The organism is Pseudorhodoplanes sinuspersici, from assembly GCF_002119765.1.
GTDB lineage: Bacteria > Pseudomonadota > Alphaproteobacteria > Rhizobiales > Xanthobacteraceae > Pseudorhodoplanes > Pseudorhodoplanes sinuspersici.
Genome location: NZ_CP021112.1, coordinates 3,541,482 through 3,558,622 on the forward strand (window position 1 = coordinate 3,541,482; position 17,141 = coordinate 3,558,622).

Genomic DNA, 17,141 nt, shown 5'->3' on the forward strand with positions numbered 1-17,141 from the left:
GCGCGGGAATGAACGGAGGATGGAAATGAACGATCTCTTCCGCTCAACTGACGCCGGATTGTTCGGGCGCAGGTTGCGCCATGAACGCGGCGCGCGAATTCCTGTGATCGTGGTCACGGGCTTTCTCGGCGCCGGCAAGACAACGCTGGTGAAGAACTTCATCGAGAGCGAGGCGGGCCACGGCACCGCCATCGTCGTCAATGAATTCGGCGCGGCTGGGATCGACGATGCCCTGCTGCGGTCGAGTGCCGACGAGACCGTGCTGCTCGGCAACGGCTGTCTGTGCTGCAACGTGCGCTCCGATCTTCAGGTGGCGTTACGGAAACTGGTGACGGATCGTGAGCGCGGGCTCATCCCGCATTTCCAGCGCGTTGTCATCGAAACATCGGGGCTTGCCGATCCCGGTCCGATCCTGCGCACGTTCGCGACCGACCGCGCGCTTGGCGGTGAATATTATGTCGAGGCTGTCGTCACCGCGGCCGATGCCGTCAACGGCGCAGCGACACTCGATGCATTTCCCGAGGCGCGGCGGCAGGCGATCATGGCCGACACGATTGTCGTGACCAAGACGGACATTGCGTCGTCAGGCCAGGATGCGGCGCTTGTCGCGCAATTGCGGTCGCTCAATCCACGCGCGCGGGTCGTGACGTCGGATCATGGCGATGTCGATGACAGCGTCTTCGCGAGCGATGGTGCTTCATCCTTGCATGACGGTGAGATTTTTATCGCCGAGGCCATGCATGCAGACAGGATCGTCAGCTTCACGCTGACATGGGACCGGCCGCTGGCATGGCCTGTGGTGGCACGGACGATGGAAACGCTGATGGCCCTGCGCGGCAGCGACATTCTGCGCGCCAAGGGCATCCTGAATGTGGAAGGCTGCGCCGGGCCTGTGATCGTGCAATTCGTGCAGCATCTGGCGCATCCGCCCGCTGAACTTCAGACCTGGCCGGATGGCGATCGCATCAGCCGGCTTGTCTTCATCACCCGCAATATCGGCGAACAGGATGTCAAATCGCTGTTTGAGGCGGTCGCCCGGTTGAATCCGTCACCTTGAAGGTGGGGGGTGGCGAGCATGAGCGAGAGGGTGGGGGTACATCGGCGTGACGTTGCACGACGAATGCCGCTGTCCGTCAGAGGATGCGCACGTCTACGAGCATGACAAGGCCGGCCAATGCCACGTAAATAGGAATATTTTCACGTGAAACGCGACTGCAAAGGACTGCATTTTCAAGCGTTTTGCGCCTTTCGTCCTGTCCACATCGGTCCGGCGACAACCAAAACAAAAGGGCCCGGCTGATCGCGCCGGGCCCTTTTTTCAATCCTTCAGAACTTATCCCCGCGTCAGAGCGTTTTTGCCTCCAGAACCCCGCGCATATAGCCGATCGCTCGCGCTGCGCAGGTTGCGCCATCCGGGATATAGATAAACGGCTCGATCGAGGCATCGCCGCGATAGCCGCTCTCATGCAATGCCCGCGCGATGGGTGCGAAGGCGAGTTCGCCTTCGCCGGGTCCGCGGCGGTTCGGATCGTTAAAGTGAATATGGGCGATCAGCCCCGTCGGCACCCATTGCCGGATCAGGTCGGGCACCGATTGCTTTTCCGTCAGCGCCGCGGCCGAGCAATCGATCATCGTGCGGACCGCCGGACTGCCGATCTGGTTCACGATAGCGGCGGCCTCCTCGACGGTGTTGACGAAATTGGCTTCCGGCTGATGCAGCGCCTCGATGCAATAGGTCACGCCGGCCTGTTCGGCGTCTTTCGCGATCGCCTGCCAGCAGGCGACACCATGTTTGCGGCCTTCGTCTTCGTGTCCGGTTTCGAGTCGCCGCTGCGCCGGCGAGCCGTGCACGATGATGCCGGTGCCGAGGTCATGGGCGAGTTCGATCAGCCGCCGGATGACATCGACGCTGCGAGCGCGCTGCGCGTCATCTGACGATGTGATCGATAATCCCTCCGGCGCGCGCAGGAGATAATGCAGGCCGGTGATGGCGATCCCCTGATCCGCGGCAATCTTGCGGATTTCGCTCCGTCGCGCCGCCGGCAGAAGATGCGGTTCCGGCGAAAGCGTGAAGGGCGCAATCTCCAGCCCGTCATAGCCAAGATGCCTGGCGAGATCGCATTGCCGCGCGAAATCGAATTCGGCCAGCACTTCGTTGCACAGGGAAATTCTCATATCGGTTCTTATGCGCCGCCGCTGGATTTGCCGCGCAAGCTTCCGGTTGCGCTGGTCCAGATGCGGCTGACGGCGTTTGTCACGGCGGGGACATTCATCAGGATCGTGCCGGCGACAAGGCAGAACAACGCGAGACTGATCGGCCGGGTGAAGAAGGGCGAGAGGTCGCCGTCCGACAATGTCAGCCCGCGCCGCAGATTCTTGTCCAGCAGGTCACCCAGCACAATGCCAAGGACCAGCGGTGCCATCGGGTAATTAAGCTGGCGCAGGAAGAAGCCGATGATGCCGAAAGCCAGCATCACATAGATATCGAAGAAGCGCGATGCGATGGCGAATGAGCCGACGGCACACAGGACGAAGATCACCGGCATGACCAGCGTCTGCGGCACCTGCAGGATCTTCACCATCAGCTTGGTCAGCGTGAGGCCATAGATGAGGATGCAGATGCTGGCGAACAGCATCATCGCCACGACGTCGTAAACAAATTGCGGGTTCTGCACCATGATCAGCGGACCAGGCTGAACGCCGTGGATCAGCATCGCTGCCAGCAACACAGCGGCCGGCGCCGAGCCGGGGACGGCCAGTGTGAGCACCGGGATCACCGCGCCGGGAATGCAGGCATTGTCGCCGGTTTCCGCCGCCATCAGTCCTTCGACCGAGCCCTTGCCGAATTTCTCCTTTTCCTTGCTGGCGCGCCGCGCGGCGGCATAGGAACTCCATGCTGCGACATCTTCGCCGACACCGGGGACGATACCGATGCCGGTGCCGATCAGACCGGAGCGGATGATGGTGCGCCAGTATTTCAGCACGTCCTGGAGGCGCGGGATCACCGTGTCGAAGGTGTTGATGACGAATTTCGGTGGCCGATCCTTGATCACCGTCAGCACCTCGGCGAAACCGAAGGCGCCGACCAGCGCCGGGATCAGCGAAATGCCGCCGGACAGGTCGTGAATTCCAAAGGTGAAGCGGTCATAGGCATACATGCCTTCCTGGCCGATCGCGGCGACAAACAGGCCGAAGAAGCCGGCGATCCATCCCTTCAGCGGATCGTTGCCGGTGAGGTTGCCGGAAATGACAACACCGAACACCGCCAGCCAGAAAAATTCATAGGCGCCGAATTTCAGCGCCATTTCCCCCAACACGGGCGTGAACAGCGCCAGCGCGATCATGCCGATCCATGTGCCGAGGATCGAACCCGAGGTCGCGATACCCATCGCCCGGCCGGCAAGTCCCTGACGGGCCAGCGCGTACCCGTCGAGACAGGATGCGGCGGAGGCGGGGGTGCCGGGAATGTTGAGCAGGATCGCACTGCGGCTGCCGCCATAGATCGCGCCGACATAGGTACAGATCAGGATCAGCAGCGCTGTGGCGGGTGGCAAAGCGATCGTCAGTGTCGTCATCAGCGCGACGCCCATCGTGGCGGTCAGGCCGGGCAGGCCGCCAATGATCAGCCCGACGAGCGAGGCGCCGAGTGCATAGAGAATGGTCGTCGGTGTCGCGAAATTCGCGATTGAATGGCCGAAAAGAAAGAGACCGTCGAGCATCGGATTACGGGAGCCGGACCAGGAATAATTCCTGGAAAATGTAGTGGATGGTGCCACCGCAGATCAGCGCGAATACAATGGCGACCGCCGCGCCGCGCAGGATCGTTCCGGCACGCTTGCGATCTTCGAATTGGAATATGAACACAAAAACGGCGATGAAAATCGCCGCAGCCAGCCAGAATGGCAGGCCGCTGCCGAGCAGGCCGAGCGAAAAGGCAAGGCATAAGGCCAGTGCGGTCAGCAATCTCCAGTGTTCAAGCGGGTTCAAGGCCGGAATTTGCATTTGAGCCAACGCGCCGGCCCGCAGCGAACGCACGATCAGGAGAATGCCCATGATGGCGATCGCAATCCCGAGCAGGCCAGGAACGACACCGGGGGCGGTATAGGTGCTGACTTTCAGGTGCTCGAGCCGGTCCATCGTCCAGCTTCCGATCACGATGCTGATGGCGAGTGCAAGCCAAAGGCACCCTGAAAGCAAATCGGCAAATGGCGTTGGTTTTTGGTCTTCCATGCTGTCCCGTCAGGAAAAAGGCCGCGCTGCGACGCGCGGCCTGTAACGTCTGTCGTCAGGGCTTGGCGATACCGACTGTGTCGGGCGAGACCTTCGCTTTTCCGGCGGCATGAAGCTGCCACGCCGTCGACTGGATGGCAGGCATCGCCGCTTTCGTCCCTTCGTCGCCATAGACCGGCGAGAATTGGGCACCGTTGGTTTGCGCGTATTTCTTGATCGAGTCGGATTTTGCGATCACGTTCTTCCAGACCATATCCATGGTCTCGCGCACATTGGCCGGCACATCCTTATGGATGAAGATGCCGAAGTAATTTGCATCCGGCTTGAAGCCCGACACAGATGACGTCACCGCAGGAATTGTGCCAAACCCCTCCAGTTCAAGCGGCTTGTCTGAGAGAACGGCGAGCGGACGAAGGCGCTTGGCGCGGATCATGGCTGCCTGTTCGACTGCGAGCTGGGTGGTGAGCTCGGTCTCGCCTGCCACCGTTGCATTCACGGCCGGATTGCCGCCGTCGTAACTGACGTGTTTATAGGTGACGTTCAGCGCGCGGGTGAAACCTTCGATTGCCGCATGTCCCGACGAGTTGATGCCGGCCGTGGCGACCGACACACCGTTCGGCTTCGCCTGCATCGCCTTCACAAGATCCTGCGCATCCTTATAGGGTGCGCTCGGATTGGCGCCGAGCACCGACACATTGATCACGCTGAGATAGGGACGCCAGTCGGCGAAACGCGTGTCGAGCAATCCGCTGACCGCATAGGTGCCGATATCCTTCGCTGCTCCAGACGTCCAGGTGTAGCCGTCCTTGGCTGCTTCCAGCGCGCTCTTCGTCCCAATCGAACCGGAGGCGCCGGGTTGATTGATGACGACGATTTTCTGACCGAGCGCCTTCTCGACCTCGGCGGCGGTGACGCGCACCACCTGATCGGTCGAGCCGCCGGCAGCCCAAGGTACGATGATGGTGATCGGGCGTTCTGGCTTCCACGGATAGTTTTGTGCCGATGCCGTGCCGGCCATTGCCAGAACGGCAGACGCAATAAGGGCGCCTGTTCGCAACATCGAAAATCCTCCCAAAATCCTTTTGTCCGGCTTTTGCCAGTTTGGATCAGGTTACCCAGCGGCCGCAGCGATGGGCAATCCCGCCCACTACGACCTTCCGCTAAGTAACCGTCTAGTTAAAAGTGCAACATGCCGGCGGAAAGTGCAAGAGGGAACAGGCTGGCAAAATGCTGTTCGTCCCCGAGAAAGCGAAAAGCCTCTCTGGATTCACGCTTTTGTGGCAGTGAGCGGAGATCGGACGCGTCCGCCTCTAACGCTGGAGGTTAAGGCCGCAAATAACCCAGCACGACGTCTTCGATATGTTTGCCGCGTTCGGCCAGAGCCTCGCGTTCGCTGAGATCTCGCCCGAAAATCGTCGACAGCGTGAAGCGGTTCGACATGTAGAAAAATCCAAGCGATGCGATGCTGACGTAAAGCTGCACCGGATCAACACCGGTCCGGAATACCTTCTCCCGCACCCCACGCTCCAGCAGGGCGGTAATGATTCCGACCAGCGGCGAATGCAATTCGCGGATTTTCTTTGACGTCTTCAAATGGCGTGCACGATGCAGATTTTCGGTATTCAGGAGGCTGAGAAATTCCGGATGTTCGATAAAGTAATTCCAGGTAAAAGCGACCAGTTCGCGCATCGCATCGGCAGGATCGCGATCAGTTAGATGCATGTTAATCTCGGCGTTGCGGATATCGGCATAGCTGCCTTCCAGCACGGCGAGATAAAGCCCGTTCTTGTCGCCGAAATAATAATAGATCATCCGCTTGTTAACGCCGGACCGCCGGGCGATCTCATCCACCCGTGCGCCGTCGAGGCCATGCGCGGTGAATTCTCCGGTCGCGGCGGCAAGGATCGAAGCGCGCGTTCGCTCGGGGTCGCGCTCGCCAGGCGGGCGGCGTGCCGCCTTGGTTTTCGGAATGGCAGCGTCCATCAGTGAACTCTATACGTTAGAGCCAGCGTCGACACCACCCGTCGCGTGCTTGCGCAATTCCATCTTGGCAATTGTCTCGCGATGCACTTCGTCCGGTCCGTCGAGAATGCGGATCGAGCGGGCACGCGCATAAGCGTAGGCCAGATGAAAGTCCTGAGATAGGCCGCCGGCGCCACAAATCTGGATGGCGCGGTCGACGACTTTCTGCGCCATGTTAGGCGCGACCACCTTGATCATCGCAATCTCAGCGCGCGCAGCCTTGGTACCGAACTCATCGATCATGCGTGCTGCATGGAGTGTCAGCAGCCGGGCCTGATCGATCTCCATTCGTGATTCGGCGATCCAGTGCCGCGTCACACCCTGATCCGCCAGCGGCTTGCCGAACGCCTTGCGCGTCAGTGCTCGCCGGCACAGCGTTTCCAATGCGCGCTCCGCCAGCCCGATCGTGCGCATGCAATGGTGGATGCGGCCGGGACCGAGCCGGCCCTGTGCGATTTCGAAACCACGGCCTTCGCCAACCAATATGTTCGAGGCTGGCACGCGCACATTCACGAACGAAACTTCCGCATGGCCGTGTGGCGCGTCGTCATAACCGAACACCGTGAGCGGCCGGATCACCGTCACGCCGGGGGTATCCATCGGTACAAGGATCATCGATTGCTGCTTGTGCGACGGGGCGTCCGGCTCGGTACGTCCCATCATAATCGCGATTTTGCAGCGCTTGTCCGGTGCACCTGTGGTCCACCACTTGCGGCCGTTGATGACGTAAGTGTCGCCGTCGCGCGTGATCTCCGTGCGGATATTGGTGGCGTCGGACGACGCAACGTCCGGCTCGGTCATCGCAAAGCAGGAGCGGATTTCTCCCTCCATCAAGGGCGGCAACCAGCGCTGTTTCTGTTCCTCGCTGCCGTAGAGGATCAGCGTTTCCATGTTGCCGGTATCGGGGGCGGAGCAATTGAATGTCTCCGGCCCGATCGGCGAGCGGCCCATGATTTCACACAAGGGCGCATATTCGAGATTGGTCAGGCCTTCGGCGAAATGTGCCTTTGGCAGCCACAGATTCCAGAGCTTCGCCGTTTTGGCCTTGGCCTTCAGTTCCGTCGTAATCGGCAGTTCAGACCAGTGGTCCGATGCTTCTTTCAACTGGCGTTCGAAAACAGCCTCTGCCGGATAGACATGCTCGTTCATGAACGCTGTCAGCCGCTTCGCCAGATCATCGGCTCGCGGTGACGAAGCGTTCATGATCAATCGTCCTTGCCTAAAGAACCAAAGCCGCGGCCTTCGGTAGCCAGCTTCACCAGCAGCGGTGCGGGTTCGTGCTTCTTGTCGCCGGTCTGCTTGGCGAATTCGGTCAGCCGGTCGCGGATATAAGGCAAGCCAACCTGATCGGCATAATACATCGGACCGCCGCGCCAGATCGGGAAGCCATAGCCATAGACCCAGATGACGTCGATGTCGCCCGGCCGCTGCGCAATGCCCTCTTCAAGGATGCGTGCGCCCTCGTTGATCATCGGGAACAGCAGGCGTTCGAGGATATCATCGCGCGAGAGCGTGCGCCGTTCGATGCCGAGCCGCTTCGATGTTGCGACAATCAAGGCTTCGACTTCAGGATCGGGCTTTGGCGTACGCGAGCCGGCCTCATAGAGATAGAAGCCTTTGCCGGTCTTCTGACCGAAGCGGCCCATTTCGCAAAGCTGGTCGGCGATCTCGGCCTTGGCGCCTTGGGCCTTGCGCATCCGCCAGGAGATGTCGAGGCCGGCGAGATCGGTGACGCCGAAGACGCCGAGCGGGAAACCGAACCATGTCAGCGCGCCGTCGATATCCTGCGGTAGCGCACCTTCCAGCAGCAGCCGTTCCGCCTCGGTCGAACGCACGCGCAGGATGCGGTTGCCGACAAAGCCGTGGCACACGCCGACCACAACCGGCACCTTGCCGATCTTGCGTGCGACGGAGATGGCAGTTGCCAGCAATTCCGGCTTGGTGTCGGCGCCGCGCACGATTTCGAGAAGGCGCATGACATTCGCCGGGCTGAAAAAGTGCATGCCGAGCACGGACTCGGGCCGCTTGGTGAAATGCGCGATCTCGTTGACATCGAGATAGGAGGTATTGGTCGCGAGGATCGCGCCCGGCTTGCTGGTGGCATCCAGCCTGCCCATGACATCGCGCTTGACGCCAATATCCTCGAATACGGCTTCGATCACCATGTCGGCGTCGGCCACGGCGCTCACATCGGTCGTACCGTTCATCAGACCGAGACGGATATCGACGTCTTCCGAGCTCATGCCGCCGCGCTTGGCGGACGCCTGGTAGTTTTTCGCGACCAGATCGAGGCCGCGCTTCAACGCTTCGTCGCTTGTTTCAAGAATCGTCACGGGGATGCCGGCATTGGCAAAGCACATGGCAATGCCGCCGCCCATCGTGCCGGCGCCGATCACCGCGGCGCGTTTGATATCGAGCGGCTTTACGCCCTTTGGCAGATCGGCGATCTTTGCCGCCTCGCGTTCCGCAAAGAAGATGTGGCGCTGCGCCTTGGATTGCTCGCCGGTCTTCAAGTCCTGGAAAACCTCGCGCTCGCGCACGAGTGCCTCATCCACCGGGACATCGAGCGTCCAGCGGAGTGCCTCGATCGCCTTTGCTGGAGCATGCAGTCCGCGCGATCGCTTCAGGTAGGGCGCCGCCAGTTCGTCGAATTTCGAAGGGGTCGCGCGCAGCTGCGTGAGCTTGTCGTCACGGTCGCGCGCGCGAATGAGAGGGCGCTTCTCGGCGACCACACGTTTGGCGAACGCAATCGCAGAGCCGACCAGATCATCGGAGACAATCTCATCGACCAAGCCAGAACTCAGCGCGTCCTCTGCGTCGATCGGGTCGCCAGACAGGATCATGGCCATCGCCTTGTCCATGCCGACGAGGCGCGGCAGACGCTGGGTTCCGCCCGCGCCCGGCATCAGGCCAAGCTTGATTTCCGGCAGGCCCAATTTCGCACCCGGCGCTACGACACGGAAATGGCAACCAAGGGCGATCTCCAGCCCGCCGCCCAAAGGCGTGCCATGCAGCGCCGCCACGACCGGCTTTGGCATCGCGTCAATCGTGTCGATCACATCGCTTGTTGTCGGCACCGTCGGTGGCTTGTTGAATTCGGTGATGTCGGCGCCGGCGATGAAGGTTCGGCCCGCGGCCGTCAGCACCACGGCATCGATGACAGTATCCTCGCGGGCTTTGGCTAGCGCTTCGGCGAGACCTTTGCGCATCGCCGAAGTGAGCGCATTCACAGGCGGATTGTTGACGGTGATAACCGCGACTGAATCTTCGCGGCGAAACTCGACGATTTCAGACACAATTTGATCCCGGACAGAGCGGCCATGTAGCCGCAGCAAGGCCATGGGGCCGGTGGGCCGCATGTTTATGAACGAGGGGCGGCGGTGTCAAACCGGCTCTCAGCCATGCAGGTCCGGTATCTTAGTGTCCTAAGTTTCGTGGCATATAGCAATTGCCGTTCCGGTACAGGCGTGCATGATCCGCGCCGTCGTGAGAATGAAAGGGAAGGCCAGTGGCTTCGATAATAGAACAGACACGGGTGGATGTCGCCCTCGGCAACCGGATCCTCGCCAATGAAGGCATCCTCGATGCCTTCGGACATGTCAGCATCCGCAACCCCACCAATCCAAACCGCTATTTCCTCTCGCGCTCGCGCTCGCCGGAACTGGTGGAGCCGGGCGACGTGCTGGAATACGACCTCGATTCGAACCCCGTGAAGTCGACCAAAGAGCGCCTCTACGCCGAGCGCGTGATTCATGGCGAGATGTACAAGGCGCGGCCCGATGTGATGGCGGTGGTGCATCACCATGCGCCGGCCGTGATGCCCTTCGTCATCGCCGGTGTGGAGTTGCAGCCGGTGATGCATCTTGGCGCGGTAATTGGTCCGAAGGTCCCGTTCTGGGATCAGTATGACGAATTCGGCGATACGAACCTGCTGCTGGTCAAGCCGGAAGAGGGGGCCTCGCTCGCTCGCGCGCTCGGCCAGGCGCCGCTCGTGCTGATGAAGGGGCACGGGGCGACCGTGGTCGGCAGCAACGTGCAGGAACTGGTTTTCCGCACGATTTATTCCTGCCGCAACGCCGAGTATCAGTTCCTTGCCAAAATGCTGGGCAATGTTTCGACCCTGCGCCCGGGTGAGGTGGAGAAATCGGCGCAAATCCATTCCATGCCGACCTCCAGTTTCAGGACCTGGGAATATTGGACGACGCGACTTGAAAAGGCCGGCAACGGTCTGCGGGCCCGCCGCAGCGGCAAAAAGCCGGTTGGCGCCAGCCGCAAGCGTGCTAGCGTCGCGAAAGCGAAAGCAAAAAAAGTAAAAGGGAGGAAACGATGAAGTCCGCCAAGGCGCTGATCGGCGCAGCGATACTCGCTACACTGGCTAATGCTCCAGCATTCGCGCAGGACGCGCTGAAAATCGCCATCGGCCAAATCAATAATTGGGAAAACCAGCCGCCGACCCTCGGTCAGGACGCTGGCATTTTTGCCAAGCAAAATCTCAAGGTTGAGGCGGTCGGTACTGCCGGTGCTGGTGAGACCATCCAGGCGGTGATCTCCGGCAGCGCCGATCTCGGCGCGGGCGTCGGCGTCGCCGGCGCAATGCGTGCGTTTGCGAAGGGCGCTCCGGTGCGAGTCCTGCTGCCTGCGTTCACCGGCACTGGTGACCTTTATTGGTATGTGAAGGCAGATTCGCCGATCAAGTCGGTGAAGGATATCACCGACAAGAATACGATCGCCTATTCGACCAACGGGTCGTCGACCAACAATCTCGTGCTGGCGTTCGGACAGGAACTGGGCGTCAAGGCAAAGCCAACGGCGACCGGCGGCCAGCCTGGTACACTGACATCAGTGATGAGCGGCCAGATCGATATCGGCTGGGCCGCGCCGCCATTCGGCGTCAAGGAGATCAAAGATGGCAAGATCCGCATTGTTCTGCGCGGCAGTGATGTGCCTTCGCTGAAGGGTCAAACAGTGCGCGCCATCATCGTCAACGCCGATGCGCTGAAAAACAAGAAAGACGCGATCATGCGGTTCGTGAAAGCCTATCGCGAGAGCGTGGACTGGATGTATTCCGATCCCAAGGCCGTCTCGATGTATGCACAGAAGATCAAGTCGGATGAAGGCTTGCTGAAGGAATCGATCGCCGAATTCCATCCGAAGGAGACGATGCAGTCCGACAAGATGGCCGATCTCGACGGTGCAGTCGCCGATGCGGTGAAGCTGAAATTCCTTGAGGCTCCGCTGACAAAGGAACAACTAGTTGAGTTCTTGCAAATTCCTCCGCGTTAAACGCTGGGATAGCAGGAGAGCGAACATGATCCGTATGGTGACGGCCGCCGCAGCACTTGCTGTGCAAGTCGTGTGCATGTCGGGGGCGTTCGCCGCCGACACGCTTAAAGTCGCGATCGGCCAGATCGATGCGTGGGCGAATATGGCGCCCACGCTCGGCATGAAAGCCGGCATTTTCCAGAAGCACGGTATCGTGCTGGAAAATTTTGGTACACAGGGCGCTGGAGAAACACTGCAAGCGGTGATCTCCGGCTCTGCCGATATTGGTATTGGTGTCGGCACCTCCGGCGCGATGCGCGCTTTCGTCAAAGGCGCGCCGATTCGCGTCATCTCATCCAGCTATACTGGCGTTCAGGACCAGTTCTGGTATGTGCCGGCCAATTCGCCGATCAAGAGCATGGCGGATGCGACCGACAAGAACACGATGTCGTATTCCACCAACGGCTCGACCTCGCACAACATCGCCCTCGGTTTCGTCAAGCAGCTTGGTGTGAAAGCCAAGCCGACCGCGACCGGCGGGCCACCCGCAACACTGACCATGACGATGAGTGGCCAGATCGATATCGGCTGGGCTGTTGTGCCGTTTGCATTGACGGAAGTGCAGGAAGGCAAGATTCGCATCATCGCCCGCGGCAATGATGTGCCCTCGCTGAAGGATCAGACGGTGCGGGTGCAGATCGTCAACGCCAATGCGCTCAAGGCAAAGAAGGATGTCTTTATTCGTTTCATGCGGGCTTATCGCGAAGCGCTGGACTGGATGTATACCAGCCCCGACGCGGTGAGAATGTATGCAGAGATCATCAAGAAGCCCGAGAGTCTTGTGATCCTGCAGCGTGACCAGTTCAATCCGAAGGAGGCGATGTCGCCAGACCGGCTTTCGGATCTGGACGGCGTCATGAAGGATGCCGTTGACGTGAAGTTCCTCGACGCGCCGCTGACCAAGGAACAACTCAACGAGTTGTTCCAGATCCCGCCGGCGGGGTCATAACCCGGAAAGGTGAGCCGACGAAAACTTACTTGCGGTTCCCAGCCGCTTCGCTGATCGCCGCCAGCATGTCGTCACGGCCTTTGGCAACCGCGTCCTTGACCTGTGGCAGGCGGCCGATCTCGCCGAGTTGCTGCTGGCGTTCGATCGTGCCGTCCGTCATGAGCGGCGCGACGCCGAGCTCGCGCAATGTCTCCGCGACCTCGCGCATCTCCGCGGCCCGCCGAATGCCGTGGCTCGCCATGCGCTCGATGTTGTATTCGGACAGCTGGTTCCAGTCGAGCGTCGGGTAATTGTTTTTCAGTGACGCTGCGACCTGATCGACTACGCCAGCACGTGTTGCAGCAAGGAAGCATTCCAGCGTCAGCGCCTCGATACCCTTGATCATCACGCTGCGCACCATCTTGATCGCCGCCGCAGCACCGACCTCGTCGCCGACGATCTGCGTGCGCATGCCGAGCGGCGTCAGCAGCGGCTCGACGGCTTTGGCATAAGGTCCCGCCAGCATCATCGGCGACTTGTGCCGCGCCGGATAGACCGCCGCAACGATGGCGACGTCGACATAGCGTGCGTCGTCGCCCAGCAGCTTTGCCGTCGCCAGCTTGCGTCCGGGCGAAACCGAATTGACGTCGAGATAGAAAGGCTTTCCCTTCAGATGCGCGGCCACCGACTGCGCCGCGTCATAGCTCGACGCCGCGGTGACGGCGGCAATCACCATCTCGGTATCGCGCACGGCCTCCTCCGCAGAGGTTGCGACCCTCACACCAATGGCTTTGGCGGATTCGACCAATTTTGCGCCGGCGGCTTGCGGAAACAGGATGTCCCAGGCGGCGATGTTCGTCACACCTTCCTCGCGCAGGCCAGCGGCGATCGCCTGACCCGCCTCGCCAAAACCGATGAAGGAAATCCGTGGACTCATACCTCGCCCTTCAGTTTCTTCTGGATGCGCAGATCGAAGCGCTCGACATTGACGACCACGCGGCTATGCGTGCCGTCGCCGACGCGTTCCCGGTCATCGAAGGCTTCGACCCGGAAGGTGACGTTACGGCCATCGACCTTGGTGACTTCAGCCGTAGCCCGTAATGTCATGCCGACCGGGGTCGCCGCGTAATGGCCGACGTCAAGATGCGTGCCGAGACTTTGATGACCGGGCGGTAGCAGGCTCTCGATCGCATCCAGCGCCGCCGCTTCCATCATATTGATCATCACCGGCGTCGCCAGCACCCGTACGCGGCCGGAGCCGACGCGCGGCGCCGTCTGCTCTTCGCCAACCAGAATCTGCGCGTGCCCTGTGAGGCCGGGCTTCAGCTTCGAATAATCTGTCATTCGGAGGTTATGCGCGGTGCCAAGGACCGTCGTCAATACGATCCGGGCAACTTCAGCAATTCGTCGAGCTGCTGCTGGGTGAGCGGCTGGGGGATGAACTTGAGGGCAATCGCATCCTGCATCATCTCCGGGATGCCGTGGATCTTGTCCAGTTGCAGCATCGACTTGGGATAGAATTTGTCGCGCACCAGTTGCGCCATTTGCGGGGTGATCTTGGCATACTCCGCGAACATCGACGGTGCCTTGGGATCGGAATACATCCAGTCGATCGTTTCCTGATAGGCCTTGATGAAGCGCTTATACACATCGGGTCTGCGTGCCAAATCGGTCGCATTGGCGATAGTGACCCTTACGGTCTGCGTGCGCACGCTTTCGAGATCATTGGCCAGTGAGATGATGCGGATTTCACCCTTTTCCTGTGCCTCCAAGCCAAAGGGCGGAGTCGAAAAACCGACATCGACCTGACCTGACATTACCGAAGTAAACGTGGCCGGCACGTTGCCGGTCGCAACCAGCCTGGCCTGTACGTTGTGCTCCTTGAGCAGCCGCTGGGCGGTGAGGAAGGTTCCGGAGCCTGCCGTCGAATAGGCAAGCGTGTTTGCGGCTGTGATATCCTTCGGTGTTTTGATAGGCGACGACGCTTTGACGAAATAATATTCGGCGGTGCCGGTCGCTTCGCCGGCGATGATGCGGATCGGCGCGCCTTTTGCGAAAGCGCCGAAGACGCCGAGGGTGCCGGGAGACACGCCGATATTGGCACTTCCGGATATGATGGCTTGCAATGTCTCGCCACCGCCGGATGTATAGAACAGCTGCAATTCGAGATCGTATTTCTTGAAGATGCCGATCTTCTGGCCGATCTCGCCAAAGGAGCTGTCCCATAAGCCCGGCTGGCCGACCGCCACGGTGAGCCTATCGGTTGCATGTGCGGACATGACCAGCATCGATGAAAGACTGGCAGCCGCAAGACAGGCGTTCATAGTCCTCATGCTGTTCCTCCATCGTTTGTTATGTCGTGGCTTGTTTGCGTCAGCCCGATCAAACGTCGCGCGCCATCCTTCAGAGCATTTCGAGGCCGTATTTCTTGTGTGGAGGCGGGAAGGCGCGGTCGAGCGCGGCGAGGTCGTCGGCCGTCAGTTGCAGGTCGAGCGCTGCGCGGTTCTCGCGCACATGCGCCGGGCTGGTCGCCTTTGGAATGACGATTGTATCAGGTTGCCGCAGCAGCCAGGCGAGCGCGACCTGCGCCGGTGTCGCGCGGCGTTGTTGGGCAATGGCCTTGAGAATGGCCGCATTCAGCAGCCGGCCTTGTTCGATTGGCGAATAGGCCATGATTGGTATTTTGCGCTCGCGGCACCACGGCACCAGATCGTATTCGATGCGACGGCGCTTGAGATTGTAGAGCACCTGATTGGCAGCGCAGGCATCGCCGCCCGGCAGCGCAAACAATTCTTCCATGTCGCCGGTGTCGAAATTGCTGACGCCCCAATGCCGGATCTTGCCCTCGAATTGCAATTGCTGGAAGGCGTCGAGCGTTTCGGTGAGTGGTTCACCGCCACGCCAGTGCAGAAGGTAAAGATCGATACGATCGGTCCGCAGCCGCTTCAGGCTGCGTTCGCACGCGGCAATGGTGCCTTTGCGGGACGCATTGTGCGGCAGCACCTTGCTAACGAGAAATATGCCGTCACGTCGCTTGGCAATGGCTTCACCGGTGATCGTCTCGGCTTCACCATCGCCATACATCTCAGCGGTGTCGATCAGTGTCGCGCCAAGATCAAGCCCGAGCTTTAGCGCTGCGATCTCGTCTGCGCGCTTGCTTTTGCTCTCACCCATCATCCACGTGCCAAGACCATAGACCGGGATTTTTTCGCCCAAAGGCAAGGTCGTGGTCGGGATCGTTGCCATGCGTCTCTAATGGACAGTCGATTGCGAAAGTGTGTTGATGACGATTACACCGACAATGATCAGCGCAAGGCCGATCAAGGCCGGCGTATCGAGGGGCTGGCGAAACCAGAATACGCCGACCAGCGAAATCAGCACGATGCCAAGCCCGCTCCAGATCGCATAGGCGATGCCGACGGGGATGGTCTTGAGCGTCAGCGCCAGGAAATAAAAGGCGATCGCATAGGCAAGGAGCGTCACCAGAGCCGCGAGCGGTTTGGTGAACGATTCCGAAGCCTTTAGCGCGGACGTGCCGACGACCTCTGCAACGATCGCGACTGATAGAAAGACGAAGTTCACGTTCGCGCCCTTTATTCCTAGTGGTTCTTTACCTCGACAGGCGGTGTGCCATGGGTGTGGAACGACTCGATGGTCTTCAGCCCCCAGGCCTGACCCTTGGCGCGCTCGGCCGTGGTCCAGCGGATCGGCTTCCAGTCCGGCGCGAGGATCAGACGGGCGCCGGCATTGGCCACTTCGACGCGGTTACCGCCTGGTTCGTACACATAGAGGAAGAAGGTCTGCTGAATCGCATGCTTGTGCGGGCCGGTTTCGATGAACACGCCGTTCTCCAGAAAGATATCGGCGGCGCGCAGAATTTCCTCACGGCTGTCGAGGGCGTAGGTGACGTGATGGAAACGGCCCTTGGTGCCGGTATGATCCTTGGTATAGGCAAAATCGTAGGATTTATTGGTCGCGGTCATCCACATCGCAGCTTCGGTGCCATCATCGAGCACGATCTGTTCGGTCAGCCGGAAGCCGAGATAGTCCTCATAGAATTCACGGTTCGCCTTGATATCGACTGCGAGCCCATTCCAGTGATCGAGCCTGCGAACATTCACCCCCCGGGCCGGGAACCGCTGGGCCTGGTTTTTCAGCGCCGGCTTTTTGTCGGCAGGAGCTTCGTACCATTCGGTCTCGTAATAAAGTTCGATCGTATGATCGTCTGGATCCTTGCAGACGAAGGTCTTGCCGTGGCCGAGATCGCCATCGGTCCAGCCCACGTCGAAGCCGGAACCCTTCAAGGCGGCGGCGCGGCGTTCCAGCGCCTGCGGCGAGCGGACGCGGTAGGCAACGTGGGCAAGCCCCGACGTCTTGGATGCGGTGAGCTTCAGCGAATAGCGCTCGTAATCATCCCACCCGCGCAGATAGACGCTGTCTCCCTTCTCGCCGCTCTGGGTCATGCCGAGTACGTCGATGAAGAACTTGCGACTCTCCTCGAATTTGGGCGTGAGGATTTCGAGGTGGGCAAGGTGGGCAATATCCAGGATGGGTTCTTTGATCATGGGCCGTGTCGCATGCGTTGAAATGACGACAGCGACCTAACACGCGCGGCGGCGCGCGTCGATGGTCGAGATAA

Annotated in this window: 17 protein-coding genes; 4 read left to right on the forward strand and 13 right to left on the reverse strand. The window is 60.3% G+C overall.

The genetic code is table 11. The annotated features are described in order from the left end of the window. Positions 1 to 25 precede the first annotated feature (25 nt). Positions 26 to 1,057, forward strand: coding sequence for a CobW family GTP-binding protein (locus tag CAK95_RS17155; RefSeq protein WP_183044144.1), 1,032 nt, complete (start codon positions 26 to 28; stop codon positions 1,055 to 1,057). A 287-nt stretch (positions 1,058 to 1,344) separates the two neighbouring features. On the opposite strand, the gene CAK95_RS17160 is transcribed toward CAK95_RS17155, so the two are convergent. The 7 genes from CAK95_RS17160 to CAK95_RS17190 all read right to left on the reverse strand — a co-directional run bounded on the left by CAK95_RS17160 (position 1,345) and on the right by CAK95_RS17190 (position 9,548). Further along, complete coding sequence (locus tag CAK95_RS17160) at positions 1,345 to 2,175, reverse strand: sugar phosphate isomerase/epimerase family protein (RefSeq protein ID WP_086089007.1); 831 nt, start codon at positions 2,173 to 2,175, stop codon at positions 1,345 to 1,347. Positions 2,176 to 2,183: 8 nt separating this feature from the next. Beyond that, entirely contained in the window at positions 2,184 to 3,719 is a 1,536-nt protein-coding gene (locus CAK95_RS17165; RefSeq protein WP_086089008.1) for a tripartite tricarboxylate transporter permease, read from the reverse strand. Positions 3,720 to 3,723: 4 nt separating this feature from the next. Then, positions 3,724 to 4,230 carry a tripartite tricarboxylate transporter TctB family protein gene (locus CAK95_RS17170; RefSeq protein WP_086089009.1) on the reverse strand — a complete coding sequence of 169 codons (507 nt, stop codon included), beginning with the start codon at positions 4,228 to 4,230 and terminating at the stop codon, positions 3,724 to 3,726. Between the two features lie 55 nt (positions 4,231 to 4,285). Continuing rightward, positions 4,286 to 5,290, reverse strand: a complete 1,005-nt coding sequence (locus CAK95_RS17175) for a Bug family tripartite tricarboxylate transporter substrate binding protein (RefSeq protein WP_086089010.1) — start codon at positions 5,288 to 5,290, stop codon at positions 4,286 to 4,288. A 263-nt stretch (positions 5,291 to 5,553) separates the two neighbouring features. After that, positions 5,554 to 6,213, reverse strand: a complete 660-nt coding sequence (locus tag CAK95_RS17180; protein WP_086089011.1) for a TetR/AcrR family transcriptional regulator — start codon at positions 6,211 to 6,213, stop codon at positions 5,554 to 5,556. A 9-nt stretch (positions 6,214 to 6,222) separates the two neighbouring features. Next, positions 6,223 to 7,458 carry an acyl-CoA dehydrogenase family protein gene (locus tag CAK95_RS17185; RefSeq protein ID WP_198343866.1) on the reverse strand — a complete coding sequence of 412 codons (1,236 nt, stop codon included), beginning with the start codon at positions 7,456 to 7,458 and terminating at the stop codon, positions 6,223 to 6,225. Then, positions 7,458 to 9,548 carry a 3-hydroxyacyl-CoA dehydrogenase NAD-binding domain-containing protein gene (locus CAK95_RS17190; RefSeq protein ID WP_086091485.1) on the reverse strand — a complete coding sequence of 697 codons (2,091 nt, stop codon included), beginning with the start codon at positions 9,546 to 9,548 and terminating at the stop codon, positions 7,458 to 7,460. The genes CAK95_RS17185 and CAK95_RS17190 overlap by 1 nt, the downstream gene beginning before the upstream one ends. Before the next feature lie 239 nt (positions 9,549 to 9,787). Here CAK95_RS17190 and CAK95_RS17195 point away from each other — a divergent pair, with 239 nt between their 5' ends. The 3 genes from CAK95_RS17195 to CAK95_RS17205 are packed head-to-tail and all read left to right on the forward strand — an operon-like array spanning position 9,788 to position 12,523. Beyond that, complete coding sequence (locus CAK95_RS17195) at positions 9,788 to 10,582, forward strand: class II aldolase/adducin family protein (protein ID WP_245303440.1); 795 nt, start codon at positions 9,788 to 9,790, stop codon at positions 10,580 to 10,582. Beyond that, complete coding sequence (locus CAK95_RS17200; RefSeq protein WP_086089013.1) at positions 10,579 to 11,535, forward strand: ABC transporter substrate-binding protein; 957 nt, start codon at positions 10,579 to 10,581, stop codon at positions 11,533 to 11,535. The genes CAK95_RS17195 and CAK95_RS17200 overlap by 4 nt, the downstream gene beginning before the upstream one ends. 25 nt (positions 11,536 to 11,560) lie before the next feature. Further along, positions 11,561 to 12,523 (forward strand): ABC transporter substrate-binding protein, encoded by a 963-nt coding sequence (locus CAK95_RS17205; RefSeq protein WP_086089014.1) that lies wholly within the window; start codon positions 11,561 to 11,563, stop codon positions 12,521 to 12,523. A 25-nt stretch (positions 12,524 to 12,548) separates the two neighbouring features. On the opposite strand, the gene CAK95_RS17210 is transcribed toward CAK95_RS17205, so the two are convergent. From CAK95_RS17210 to CAK95_RS17235, 6 genes are all read right to left on the reverse strand, one after another. Next, positions 12,549 to 13,439, reverse strand: coding sequence for an NAD(P)-dependent oxidoreductase (locus tag CAK95_RS17210; protein ID WP_086089015.1), 891 nt, complete (start codon positions 13,437 to 13,439; stop codon positions 12,549 to 12,551). Next, positions 13,436 to 13,846 carry a thioesterase family protein gene (locus CAK95_RS17215; RefSeq protein WP_086089016.1) on the reverse strand — a complete coding sequence of 137 codons (411 nt, stop codon included), beginning with the start codon at positions 13,844 to 13,846 and terminating at the stop codon, positions 13,436 to 13,438. Before CAK95_RS17215 ends, CAK95_RS17210 begins: the two co-directional genes overlap by 4 nt. A 32-nt stretch (positions 13,847 to 13,878) precedes the next feature. Next, positions 13,879 to 14,835, reverse strand: coding sequence for an ABC transporter substrate-binding protein (locus CAK95_RS17220; protein WP_086089017.1), 957 nt, complete (start codon positions 14,833 to 14,835; stop codon positions 13,879 to 13,881). Between the two features lie 70 nt (positions 14,836 to 14,905). Continuing rightward, positions 14,906 to 15,748, reverse strand: a complete 843-nt coding sequence (locus CAK95_RS17225) for an aldo/keto reductase (protein ID WP_086089018.1) — start codon at positions 15,746 to 15,748, stop codon at positions 14,906 to 14,908. Between the two features lie 6 nt (positions 15,749 to 15,754). After that, on the reverse strand, positions 15,755 to 16,084 hold the full coding sequence (locus tag CAK95_RS17230; RefSeq protein ID WP_086089019.1) for a DMT family transporter: 330 nt from the start codon (positions 16,082 to 16,084) through the stop codon (positions 15,755 to 15,757). A gap of 17 nt (positions 16,085 to 16,101) precedes the next feature. Beyond that, entirely contained in the window at positions 16,102 to 17,067 is a 966-nt protein-coding gene (locus CAK95_RS17235; protein WP_086089020.1) for a catechol 2,3-dioxygenase, read from the reverse strand. Between the last annotated feature and the right edge of the window lie 74 nt (positions 17,068 to 17,141).